Genomic DNA, 11,640 nt, shown 5'->3' with positions numbered 1-11,640 from the left:
CTTCTTATATCATCTGGATTTTGGCAAAACAGGTTCCTGCGCAGTCTTAAGTTAGAGCAGCGCGCGGAATCTCGCGATCAGCTCGGGCACTTCAATGAACTGCACGTGACCGGGCAGGCTTTCTTGGGGCTTCCGGCATACGGCCAGCGCATAACGTTCGGGAAACGGCGAATCAAGCGCCAGTGTGCCAAGCGCCCACGATGTTCCTTCCGGTTTCTCGGGATCCATGACCAAACTTTCCCCGTCGAACCGCGGAGCGAACGTCTCGAGCGTATGCTTGTTGTTCAATCCGGTCCCTTCGGCTTTGAGCCAGCTCTCCAGCAGCGTCCAGCGCCCGTAGAAAAAATCGGTCGTTTCGGCTTCCGTCATCCGCGCTGTCCGCCCGGCCGCTTCCGCTCCCAGCATCGTTCGAAGGGTAGCCCGGTCCAGCGGCTCGATCCGCTCCACATCGATGCCGACCTCGGTGTGTGCCACGGCGCATACGACCATTCTGCCCGAGTGGGACAGATTGAAAGCGGGCGTCCCCGGCAGATCCAGATAAGGCTTCCCGTATCCGCTCCGGCGAAAAATCAGTTCTTCATAACGAAGCTGCAGCCGTTCGCCGAGCAAAGCGGAGAGGAGCATGTGGGACACGGCTCTGGAGAACCGGTCTTCTTCGCGTGCAAAACGCAAAATTCTTGCCCGTTCTTCCGAAAAAAAAGCGGGAAACCAGCGGTTCCATTCCGCTGGGTCCGGCAGTGTTCGAAGAGCGGCAGCATACACTTCGATAAGGATTCGGCCCCTTCCCGTTCGCCCAAATATGCGGCGCAAGACACTTCAAATTCGTTCTTCGTTCCTATGATACCAAAAAATCTCACCTAAAGAATATCGGAACATTCTCCGTGAAATCAAATAGTTTTAAGAAAAAAGTATCATTTAATCCTTTAGACCCATTTTTTCGATCCCTACTTTTAGGTGACTTCCTTTCTTCCGTGCAAAGCGGAAAGCGGACACGTATAATGAGTTTAAAAAAACCGAGGGGACGATCATGACGGATAAAATCGATCTGGACAGACAGCGGCTCAGTATTGAAGCGGCCCGCCTCTATTATCTGTCCGACTACAGCCAGCAGGAAATCGCGACTCGACTGGGCGTCTCCCGTCCCACGGTATCGCGGCTTCTTCAACATGCCAAAGAAAACGGATTCGTCCGGATCAGTATCTCGGACCCGCTCGAAGATCTGGATGCCCTGGGCGCCGAAGTCGCACGCCGGTACGGCCTGCAAGGTGTACGCGTCTGCTACTCGCCCGAGAACGAGTACCGCGAAATCCGCGGGCGCGTCGCCGCCGCAGCGGCGGAATATCTGGACGAGACGGTGCAGGACGGCGACATCATCGGGATCACCTGGGGTACCACCATGTATGCACTCGCACTCGGTCTGCGGCACAAAGCCGTCAAAGGCGTGGAAATTGTCCAGCTCAAAGGCGGCGTCAGCCATTCCCAGGTGCCTACCTATGCGGCGGAGACGGCCAACTTGTTTGCGGAAGCGTTCAGTACCGTCGCCCGCTATCTGCCGCTGCCCGTTATTTTTGACAGCGTGGAACTTAAGGAAATGGTCGAGGAAGACCGGCATATCCAGCGGATCATCGAATTGGGACGCCAGGCCAATGTCGCCGTCTTTACGGTTGGCACGGTCGAAGAAGATGCCCTGCTGTTTCGCCTGGGCTACTTCGACGACCGGCAGCGCCAAATGCTCCGGGCATCGGGGGCCGGCGATATCTGCTCCCGTTTCTTCGACGATCGGGGCCAGATATGCAGCGAAGAGATCAATGCCCGAACCGTGGGAATCGACCTGCCCGAACTGCGCCGCAAAGAAAAATCGATCCTGGTCGCGGGCGGTCCGCGCAAGATCCGGGCGATCCGCGCCGCACTTGCGGGGCGATATGCCAATATCCTCGTAACCGACCAATTTACGGCCCTCTCGCTGCTGGCGGATTGAATTTGCCCGCCAATCTGCCGATATAGGTAGAACCTTGTCAACGCTAAAGGTGAGGTTGCGTTCCCCTGAGATTTCGTACCTGAAGCGGGTACGAAGTCTCCGACGGAATTGTTGTTTCAGGAAAACGTAAACCTCGGATTAAGAGTTGGCAAGGTACTAGAACGCGAAGCCTTTTCGCGCAGCACTCTCCCGATTCACGGACAACCTGAAAGGTGCGGAACCCCCATGAAGACTCATCCCGTCATTTCCCGCTGCCTCGTTTTTTGTCTGCTGCTGGCCTGGTCTTCCGGTTTGACGGGAGCCGGCAGCGCCTATTCGCGCGAGCCGGGCGGATTCTCGACCTGGGTCTGGAACCCCTGGCTGCTGCGTTCCTCGTCCGGCGATCTGCTGCGTTTCGCGGCGGCAAACGACATCGATACCCTGTATCTGCAGATCGACCCGGATATGAATCCCGCGGACTACGCGTCGTTTATCCGCCGCGCTTCGGCGCAACAGGTCCGCGTATACGCACTGGACGGGGCGCCCCGCTGGGCACTTGAACGCCATCTGCCGAAAGCTTTTATCGATTGGCTGTCCACTTATCAGTCCGGGGCTTCGGCCGAGGAACGGTTCGCCGGAATCCATGTCGACGTGGAGCCTTACCTGCTTCCGGAATGGACAAGCGGACAAGAGGCTCTCCTGCGATCCTGGAAAGACAGCATTGCAGCTTTATTGTCGGGCGCCGACCGGCTGGGTCTGAACGTCGAAGCCGATATTCCTTTTTGGTTCGACGAACATGCCATGCCCGGCGAGCCGGGCACGTTAAGCGCCTGGCTGATCGGCCGGTTCGACGGCGTAACGATCATGGCTTATCGCGATTCCGCGGAGCGGATCGCCGATGCGGCGCGAAACGAACTGGCGGAAGCCGCAAAACTGGGCAAACCGGTACGGATCGCGGTGGAAACGAATCCTTCTTCGGAAACGCCCAAAGTCACTTTCTACGAAGAAGGTTCCTCGTTTATGAACGCCCAGCTTGAAGAAGTCCGAACCCTTCTCGGGAAAAGTCCGGCGTTCGCCGGCTTTGCCGTACACGATTACGAAGGCTGGAAGAAACTCCGGGAGAAGACGGCTGCCGCCGCTTCCCGCAGATCTTCTTCGCTGACTGCCGGCGGTACGGCTGCGGCAGCGTCGAAAGCCGTGCGGCCCGCCGCCCGAAAATCGGCCGCTGCAGGCAAATAACGTATTCGGCCCATCGGTCCCGCCCGCTGTGCCTCATCCCTTTGGACTGCAGGTTTTAAGGGATCTACAGCCAAAAACCGCCCGCCCGCTTTCCTCTACGAACAGAGGAAAGCAGGCGGGCGGTTTGCGTCTGCGGGTATGGATCTGCGTTCTTCACGGCTGCCGTATCCCTCTTCGAATACCGCCTTTTTATTTTCTTGAACAAAATTTCATGTAACCTTTTGCATTTGTTCACGAAGATGGTATGATAAGAATAAATCCGAATTCGAAGGAGAGATCCACGATGAATCTTGCATCCATGATCGACCATACGCTTCTGCGCGCCGACGCTGCGGAAACGGAAGTCGCCAAGCTGATCGAGGAAGCGAAGACCTACAAATTTGCTTCCGTCTGCGTTAATCCGACTTGGGTGGCCTACTCGGCCGAACGCCTGAACGGTACCGAAGTGAAAGTCTGCACCGTCATCGGCTTTCCGCTGGGAGCGTCCACGCCGGAGACCAAAGCGTTCGAGACCCGCGACGCGATCGAAAAAGGAGCCGGAGAAATCGATATGGTTCTCAACATCGGCGCCTTGAAAAGCGGCAACACCGAATTGGCCGAGCGCGATATCCGCGCCGTTGTGGAAGCCGCTTCGGGCAAAGCTCTCGTCAAAGTCATCATCGAGACCTGCCTGCTGACCGACGAAGAAAAAGTCCTCGCCTGCGAAATGTCCGTTCGCGCGGGAGCCGACTTCGTGAAAACGTCCACCGGCTTCTCCACGGGCGGAGCAACGCCTGAAGATGTCGCCTTGATGCGCAAAACCGTCGGTCCCGATATCGGCGTCAAAGCTTCGGGCGGCGTTCGCAGCCGCGAAGACATGGAAGCGATGATTCAAGCCGGCGCGACGCGCATCGGAGCAAGCTCCGGCGTGAAGATTATGCAGGGCGGCCAGTCCGACTCTTCGTATTGATCGAAGCGGATCGAAGCCGGCCCCCGTCCATCGGGCGGGGTCGATGCTTCGAATTCGTTTTGCGAACGAATGTAAGCGTTTCGTCCCTTATTTCGAATACTTGATCCCAGGAGGTCTTCCCAGATGAGCCATCCCATGAAAGACCGTCTTATCGAAGCCGCGATCGAAGCCCGGTCGTCCGCTTACGTCCCTTATTCCCATTTTGAAGTCGGCGCCGCGCTGTTGGCCGGCGGCACCATTTATTCCGGCTGCAATATCGAGAACGCTTCGTTTGGCCTGACGAACTGCGCCGAACGCACCGCCATTTTCAAAGCCGCCTCCGAAGGCATCCGCCGTATCGAAGCGATCGCGGTCGTAGCGGATACGGAAGGGCCGGTCTCGCCGTGCGGCGCCTGCCGCCAGGTGATTGCGGAGTTTGCCGACGAGAATACGCGTATCTACCTGACGAATCTTCACGGCAGTACCGAGGAATGGACGATGGATCGCCTGCTTCCGGGATACTTCCAGGCCAAAGATATGGACAAGACGAAATAGAACGGTCGACGGACGTTTCCGCTTCTGCCCGGCAGCGGAGGAAACGTCCAACCTTTTCGCTTTCGTTTCCCTCTTCTCTGTTTTTGTAACCGCTTCAATCATTTTCCGCCGTCGGCAGCCGCTCCCTTCTCATAAAGAAAGTCACGCCCGATGAGGCCGTACGCTTTTTGCTTTCGGAGTCCGGCACCTGCCTGCTTATCCGTCAACGCCGCTTTTTTTGCTTACCAAATAACTTCCGGGAGATATCCGCTCATGCATATTCTTATCGCTCTGCTCGGTTTGGTTGTCGTATTCGCTCTTGCCTTCGTGGCCAGCAACGGCCGAAAAAAGATTCGTTACCGTCCATTGATCGTCATGGTGGTGCTGCAGGCGCTGCTGGCGTTCCTGCTGCTCAACACCGTACTGGGTACCACTTTAATTACCGCATTTTCCAATACGTTCGAGCATCTGCTCGGGTACGCCAAAGCCGGTATCGGCTTCGTGTTCGGCGGCCTGACAAGGAACGAGACCCCGGATGGCCCGGCAACCGTCTTTTTCCTGGACGTCCTGATGCCGATCGTCTTCATCTCGGCGCTTATCGGTATTCTCCAATACCTGCGCATTCTTCCGTTTATCATCCGCTACATCGGGCTCGTACTGAGCAAGATCAACGGCATGGGCAAGCTGGAATCGTACAACGCCGTCGCATCGGCTATTCTCGGTCAATCCGAAGTGTTCATTTCCGTCAAAAAACAGATCGGCCTGCTGCCGAAACACCGGCTGTACACGCTGTGCGCATCGGCCATGTCCACGGTCTCCATGTCGATCGTCGGCGCCTATATGGGTCTGATTCCGCCCAAATATGTCGTCACTGCGCTCGTGCTCAACCTGTTCGGCGGATTTATCATCGCTTCGATCATTAATCCTTATAAAGTGACGCCGGAAGAAGATATACTGGAAGTGCAGGAAGAAGAAAAGCAGTCGTTCTTCGAAATGCTCGGCGAATACATTATGGACGGCTTCAAGGTTGCGATCGTCGTGGCCGCCATGCTGATCGGTTTCGTCGCCCTGATCGCTATGCTGAACGGCATTTTCGCCGCGATCTTCGGCATCTCGTTCCAGGAAATGCTTGGCTACGTCTTCTCGCCGTTCGCTTTTGTCATGGGTATTCCCTGGAACGAAGCCGTTACCGCCGGCAGCATCATGGCAACCAAATTGATGACCAACGAATTCACCGCCATGTTCGAGTTGAAAGCATTGATCGAAGCCGGAAGCCTGAGCGATCGGACGATCGGTATCGTATCTGTCTTCCTCGTCTCGTTCGCCAACTTCTCCTCGATCGGCATCATCGCCGGCGCGGTCAAAGGGCTGCACGAGAAACAGGGTAACGTTGTCGCAAGATTCGGACTCAAACTGCTGTACGGCGCGACGCTCGTCAGCATGCTCTCGGCCATCATCGTCGGATTGTTCATTTAACGCTTAAGGTGTAAAATAGGATTTTTCGAAAGGAGCATAAACCATGTCTACATTCAAACGCATTCACCTGATCGTGATGGACTCGGTCGGTATCGGCGAAGCGCCGGATGCCGCGGAGTTCGACGATTTCGGAGTCGACACTTTCGGCCATATTGCCCGCGAAATGGGCGGACTGAACATGCCGAACATGGCCAAACTCGGCCTGTCCAACATCGAGGAAGTCCAGGGGGTAGCCAAAGCGGACCGCCCTCTCGCCTACCACACCAAAATGCAGGAAGCTTCCCGGGGCAAAGACACGATGACCGGACACTGGGAAATCATGGGCCTGTATATCGATACGCCGTTCCGCGTATTCCCGGACGGCTTCCCGGACGAGCTGATTCAGCGGATCGAAAAGAAAACCGGACGCAAAGTGATCGGCAACAAACCGGCCAGCGGCACGGAGATTCTCGACGAACTCGGCGAGGAACACATGAAAACCGGCGCGCTGATCGTTTACACATCGGCCGACTCCGTTCTCCAGGTCGCTGCGCACGAAGATATCGTTCCGCTCAAGGAACTGTATGAAATTTGCGAGTTCTGCCGCGAAATCACGCTTGAAGATCCCTACATGCTCGGACGCATCATCGCCCGTCCGTTCATCGGCGAACCGGGAGCATTCAAACGTACCTCCGGCCGTCACGACTACGCGCTGAAACCTTTCGGCCGCACGACCATGAACGAACTGCAAGACGGCGGCTTCGACGTGATCGCCCTTGGCAAAATCGCCGATATTTACGACGGCGAAGGCGTCACCAAATCCGTTCGCACCGTATCCAATATGGACGGCATGGACAAGCTGGTCGAAGAAATGGGCAAGCCGTTCCACGGACTCAGCTTCCTGAACCTCGTCGATTTCGACGCCATGTTCGGCCACCGCCGCGATCCGCAGGGTTACGGGCAGGCGCTCGAAGAATACGATGCCCGTCTGCCGGAAGTCTTCGCCAAAATGACCGGCGACGATCTGCTGCTCATCACCGCCGACCACGGCAACGACCCGACGTACCGCGGCACCGACCATACACGCGAATACGTCCCGCTGCTCGCCTACTCGCCGAGCTTCGCAAGCGGAGGCACCAAACTGCCCGTGCGCACCACTTTTGCCGACATTGCCGCTACCGTCGCCGAGAACTTCGGCGTCAAGATGCCGGAATACGGCACCAGCTTCCTGGGCGATTTGAAGTAAGCCCGCTTCGTCCCGGACGTTTTCTGAACGAAACAAACAGGATCTTCCTGTCATCAAAAAAAGCAAGGCGGCTGCGAAAACCTGCTTTTACACCTCGTATCAGCGGAGAATGGGATAGAGCCGGAGAAGCGAAGCGTCCGCAGGCCTATCCCATTCGCAGCGCCTCACACCATAAACGGAGGTTTTCACCCAATGAGTGTTCATATCGAAGCCAAAGTCGGCGACATCGCCGAAACGATCCTGCTCCCCGGCGATCCGCTGAGAGCCAAATTTATCGCCGACACGTATCTCGAAGACGTCGTCTGCTACAACCAGGTCCGCGGCATGCTCGGTTTTACCGGCACATACAAAGGCCGTCGCGTTTCCGTTCAGGGCTCCGGGATGGGGATCCCGTCGTTCGCGATCTACGCCAATGAGCTGATCAGCGAATACGGCGTGAAGAACCTGATCCGTGTCGGCACCTGCGGCGGCATGCAGGAAAGCGTACGTGTCCGCGACGTTATCCTGGCGCAGGCCGCGTGTACGGATTCCAGCATGAACCGCAATACGTTCCCGGGCTTCGACTTCGCTCCGATCGCAAGCTTCGGTTTGCTGAAAGAAGCGTACGAGCGCGCCGTGGACAAAGGACTGAATGTGCATGTCGGCAACATTCTCAGCTCCGACATCTTCTATCGCGACGACAAGACGGTTACGACCAAACTGATGGAGTACGGCGTACTCGGCGTCGAAATGGAAACGACGGCGCTGTACTCGCTGGCGGCGAAATTCGGCGTGAACGCCCTGACCATCCTGACCGTAAGCGACCATCTGCTGACCGGCGAAGAAACAACGTCGGCCGAGCGTCAATCGACGTTTAACGACATGATGGAAGTGGCATTGGAGACGGCTCTGACCCTGTAATAGACATCGGCCGGCCGGATTCGCCCAGTGCGCGAAATACGGCCGGATCCATTTTACGAAAGCGAGGCAGACAAAGATGAGAATGGTAGACTTGATCGAGAAAAAACGTGACGGCAAAGAACTGACGACAGAGGAAATCAACTTCATTATCGAAGGCTACACCAAGGGAGATATTCCGGATTATCAAGTAAGCGCATTCGCCATGGCGGTCTTCTTCAAAGACATGACGCAGCGCGAACGGGCCGACCTGACGATGGCGATGGTCAACTCCGGCGACACGATCGACCTGTCGGCGATCGAAGGCGTCAAGGTCGACAAGCATTCCACAGGCGGCGTCGGCGATACGACGACACTGGTACTCGCTCCGCTCGTTGCGGCGCTTGACGTCCCGGTCGCTAAAATGTCCGGTCGCGGCCTCGGCCACACGGGCGGTACGGTCGACAAATTGGAAGCCGTAGCCGGCTTTCACGTCGAGATCACGAACGAAGAGTTCGTGAAGCTCGTCAACGAGCACAAGATCGCCGTCATCGGCCAAAGCGGCAACCTGACGCCGGCCGACAAAAAGCTCTATGCGCTGCGCGACGTGACGGCAACGGTCGATTCGATCCCGATGATCGCAAGCTCGATCATGAGCAAGAAGATCGCAGCCGGCGCGGACGCGATCGTGCTTGACGTCAAGACCGGCGCAGGCGCATTCATGAAGACCGAGGCGGACGCGCATAATCTCGCACACGCCATGGTGGGTATCGGCAACAAAGTCGGCCGCAAAACGATGGCCGTCATTTCCGACATGAGCCAGCCGCTCGGCGCCGCAATCGGCAACGCCCTGGAAGTGCAGGAAGCGATCGATACGCTCAAAGGCCACGGGCCGAAAGACCTCGAAGACCTGTGTATGGCACTCGGCAGCCAAATGGTCTTCCTCGCCGGCAAAGCCTCTTCGCTCGAAGATGCGGAGAATAAGCTGCGCGAAGTGATTGCGAACGGCAAAGCGCTCGACAAGTTCCGCGATTTCCTCGCGAACCAAGGCGGCGACGCTTCGGTTGTGGATCATCCGGAACGTCTGCCGCAGGCCGCCTACAAGATTGAAGTTCCGGCTCCGCGCAGCGGTGTCGTCTCCGAGATCATTGCCGACGAAATCGGCGTAGCCGCCATGTGGCTGGGTGCGGGCCGTGCAACCAAAGAATCGGAAATCGATCTTGCGGTCGGCCTGATGCTGAACAAAAAAGTCGGCGAAGCCGTGCAGGAAGGCGAATCGCTCGTGACCATTCACGCGAACAGCGAAGACGTGGCCAACGTGAAAGAGAAAATCCTCGCGGCGATCTCTATCGCGGACAGCGCCCAGGCGCCTACGCTGATTTACGGTACGATTACGGAATAATCGACTACAATCGCCTAGGAGCCGAAACGTCAAGGCGTCTCCCCTATCAACGGATAGGCGGGACGCCTTTTTGCATGCCGAAAATCCCGAAACGAAATTCGGATTTGGAAACGGAGACAAAGACGGCTAAAATGGAGGCAAGACTTTTTTCCGTTATACATATAAGAGGAGGTCAAACGATGCCGGATCACGAAGAGTACCGCTTCCAGGTCAACCTGAGCGGAATGATCGACATTTTATCGAATCACTTGTACAGCAGTCCTCGTGTCTTCCTGCGGGAGCTGCTGCAAAACGCCACCGACGCCATTACCGCACGGATGGATCTGGACCCGGTGCATCGCGGCGAAGTCTTTGTCGAACTGGCCGGCTCCGGCGAAGATTCGACCCTGCTGATCCAAGATAACGGGGTTGGACTGACCGAAGAAGACGTCCACGAATTCCTGGCCATGATCGGACATTCTTCCAAACGAAACGGAGCGGAGCTGCTCGGCGAAACCTCGTTCATCGGACGCTTCGGGATTGGGCTGCTCTCCTGCTTCATGGTCAGCGACGAGATCGTCATGCTCACGCAGTCGGCCAAAGGAGGCCCCTCTATCGAATGGCGCGGCCGGCCCGACGGCACCTATACGATTCGCAAGCTGGAATCTTCGCTGATTCCCGGAACCAAAGTCTACCTGCGCTGCAAACCCGAGACCGATCTCTACTTCGAGGCCGAGACGGTAGAGATGGATCTGCTGCATTACGGCGCCCTGCTGCCTTATCCGATCCGCCTGTCCGAGAATGGCCGGGAACGCCGGATCAACCCCGAGCCGCCGGCCTGGATCGCACGCCCGGAGCTGGCTTCCGCCCATCGGGACGAAGTCCTGCGCTTCGGAGAAGATATGCTCGGCGAACGTTTCCGCGATTTCATTCCGCTGCGGACGGCCAACGGGCGTACCGGCGGTATCGCCTACATTCTGCCGCATGCCGTCAATTTGAGCGCCAAACGTCTGCATAAAGTCTATCTGAAACGGATGCTGATCTCCGAGCAGGCGGACAATATTTTGCCGGAATGGGCTTTTTTCGTCAAATGCCTGGTCTGGACCGACGAACTTCAGCCGACCGCTTCGCGTGAACATTTCTATGAGAACGAACAGCTTGAACGGGTACGCGGCGAGCTGGGACAGTCGATTCGGGCCGAATTGATCGCCATGGGCGATAATGATCGGCAGCGGCTGCGCCGGATTATCGACCTGCATGCCCTCTCCATGAAAAGCCTGGCTGTGGAAGACGAAGAATTTTACCGGATGATCTACCGCTGGCTCCCATTCGAAAGTACATACGGATACAAGACCCTCGGCGAACTGCTCGACGAACGCCGTACCCTGCACTACACGGCTTCGCTGGATCATTACCGCCAGCTCCGCCACGTCGCCTCGGCCCAGTCGCTGCTCGTCGTCAACGGCGGCTACATTTACGAAGCCCAACTGCTGGAAGCGCTGCCCCGAATCGTGCACGGAGCCGATACTCGGCGTCTGCTGCCGGAAGATGTCTCGCTGTCTTTTACCGATCTGAATACGGAGGAACGGGCTTCGACACTGGAAGCCGCACGCGCCGCCGATCTGGCGCTTCAGCGCTTCCGCTGCCGTGTGATGCTGAAACGCTTCAAACCGGACGAACTGTCCGCTTTGTTCACGCTTCCGGAGGAAGCGGCCACGCTGCGTTCGATCGAACGGGCCGGCGAAGAAAGCCCGCAGGCGTTCGCTTCGGTGCTGGGCAGCCTCGGAAATTCGATGCAGGGCAGCACGCAGTCCATTCTGTATTTGAATTTGAACAATGCGGTTGTGGAACGGCTCTTCTCCGGCCCTCCGACCCGGCGCTTGAATACGCTGATCGAGATGCTGTACGCCAATGCGCTGATGATGGGCCATTACCCGATGAGCCGCCAGGAGCTGGCCCTGCTCAACGGAGGCATCTTGTCCTTGATCAACTGGAGCATGGAATCGGAAAAGGGGGAATAGAAC

At 57.1% G+C, this 11,640-nt stretch carries 10 protein-coding genes; 9 read left to right on the top strand and 1 reads right to left on the bottom strand.

The genetic code is table 11. The features are described from left to right. Nucleotides 1-51: 51 nt before the first annotated feature. Entirely contained in the window at nt 52-762 is a 711-nt protein-coding gene (locus HOP44_RS14880) for a 4'-phosphopantetheinyl transferase family protein (RefSeq protein ID WP_425501879.1), read from the bottom strand. Nucleotides 763-1,039: 277 nt separating this feature from the next. On the opposite strand from HOP44_RS14880, the gene deoR reads away from it, so the two are divergent. The 9 genes from deoR to HOP44_RS14835 all read left to right on the top strand — a co-directional run bounded on the left by deoR (nt 1,040) and on the right by HOP44_RS14835 (nt 11,637). Continuing rightward, nucleotides 1,040-1,978, top strand: coding sequence for a DNA-binding transcriptional repressor DeoR (gene deoR / locus HOP44_RS14875; RefSeq protein ID WP_343059910.1), 939 nt, complete (start codon nt 1,040-1,042; stop codon nt 1,976-1,978). Nucleotides 1,979-2,203: 225 nt separating this feature from the next. Further along, nucleotides 2,204-3,196: a hypothetical protein gene (locus HOP44_RS14870; protein ID WP_172254651.1), complete on the top strand. Its 993-nt coding sequence runs from the start codon at nt 2,204-2,206 to the stop codon at nt 3,194-3,196. 283 nt (nt 3,197-3,479) lie between these two features. Beyond that, nucleotides 3,480-4,145: a deoxyribose-phosphate aldolase gene (gene deoC, locus HOP44_RS14865; protein ID WP_172254649.1), complete on the top strand. Its 666-nt coding sequence runs from the start codon at nt 3,480-3,482 to the stop codon at nt 4,143-4,145. Nucleotides 4,146-4,280: 135 nt separating this feature from the next. Continuing rightward, complete coding sequence (locus HOP44_RS14860) at nt 4,281-4,679, top strand: cytidine deaminase (protein ID WP_172254814.1); 399 nt, start codon at nt 4,281-4,283, stop codon at nt 4,677-4,679. Between the two features lie 252 nt (nt 4,680-4,931). Then, nucleotides 4,932-6,134: a NupC/NupG family nucleoside CNT transporter gene (locus HOP44_RS14855; RefSeq protein WP_172254647.1), complete on the top strand. Its 1,203-nt coding sequence runs from the start codon at nt 4,932-4,934 to the stop codon at nt 6,132-6,134. Nucleotides 6,135-6,177: 43 nt separating this feature from the next. Next, entirely contained in the window at nt 6,178-7,359 is a 1,182-nt protein-coding gene (gene deoB, locus HOP44_RS14850; RefSeq protein WP_172254645.1) for a phosphopentomutase, read from the top strand. Between the two features lie 192 nt (nt 7,360-7,551). Then, on the top strand, nt 7,552-8,259 hold the full coding sequence (gene deoD, locus HOP44_RS14845; protein ID WP_172254643.1) for a purine-nucleoside phosphorylase: 708 nt from the start codon (nt 7,552-7,554) through the stop codon (nt 8,257-8,259). Nucleotides 8,260-8,335: 76 nt separating this feature from the next. Then, nucleotides 8,336-9,637 carry a pyrimidine-nucleoside phosphorylase gene (locus HOP44_RS14840; protein ID WP_172254641.1) on the top strand — a complete coding sequence of 434 codons (1,302 nt, stop codon included), beginning with the start codon at nt 8,336-8,338 and terminating at the stop codon, nt 9,635-9,637. 179 nt (nt 9,638-9,816) lie between these two features. Beyond that, nucleotides 9,817-11,637, top strand: coding sequence for an HSP90 family protein (locus HOP44_RS14835; RefSeq protein WP_172254639.1), 1,821 nt, complete (start codon nt 9,817-9,819; stop codon nt 11,635-11,637). Nucleotides 11,638-11,640: the final 3 nt, after the last annotated feature.

It is taken from the genome of Saccharibacillus deserti, from assembly GCF_013618475.1.
Taxonomy (GTDB): domain Bacteria; phylum Bacillota; class Bacilli; order Paenibacillales; family Paenibacillaceae; genus Saccharibacillus; species Saccharibacillus deserti.
The sequence above is the reverse complement of the archived record's forward strand: the minus strand, read 5'-3'. Positions and strand labels throughout refer to the sequence as shown.

Excerpts from the sequence above, each read along its gene's own strand:
- HOP44_RS14870 (WP_172254651.1), top strand. The coding sequence starts at position 2,204 with ATGAAGACTCATCCCGTCATTTCCCGCTGCCTCGTTTTTTGTCTGCTG.
- deoC (WP_172254649.1), top strand. The coding sequence starts at position 3,480 with ATGAATCTTGCATCCATGATCGACCATACGCTTCTGCGCGCCGACGCT.
- HOP44_RS14860 (WP_172254814.1), top strand. The coding sequence starts at position 4,281 with ATGAAAGACCGTCTTATCGAAGCCGCGATCGAAGCCCGGTCGTCCGCT.
- HOP44_RS14855 (WP_172254647.1), top strand. The coding sequence starts at position 4,932 with ATGCATATTCTTATCGCTCTGCTCGGTTTGGTTGTCGTATTCGCTCTT.
- deoB (WP_172254645.1), top strand. The coding sequence starts at position 6,178 with ATGTCTACATTCAAACGCATTCACCTGATCGTGATGGACTCGGTCGGT.
- deoD (WP_172254643.1), top strand. The coding sequence starts at position 7,552 with ATGAGTGTTCATATCGAAGCCAAAGTCGGCGACATCGCCGAAACGATC.
- HOP44_RS14840 (WP_172254641.1), top strand. The coding sequence starts at position 8,336 with ATGAGAATGGTAGACTTGATCGAGAAAAAACGTGACGGCAAAGAACTG.
- HOP44_RS14835 (WP_172254639.1), top strand. The coding sequence starts at position 9,817 with ATGCCGGATCACGAAGAGTACCGCTTCCAGGTCAACCTGAGCGGAATG.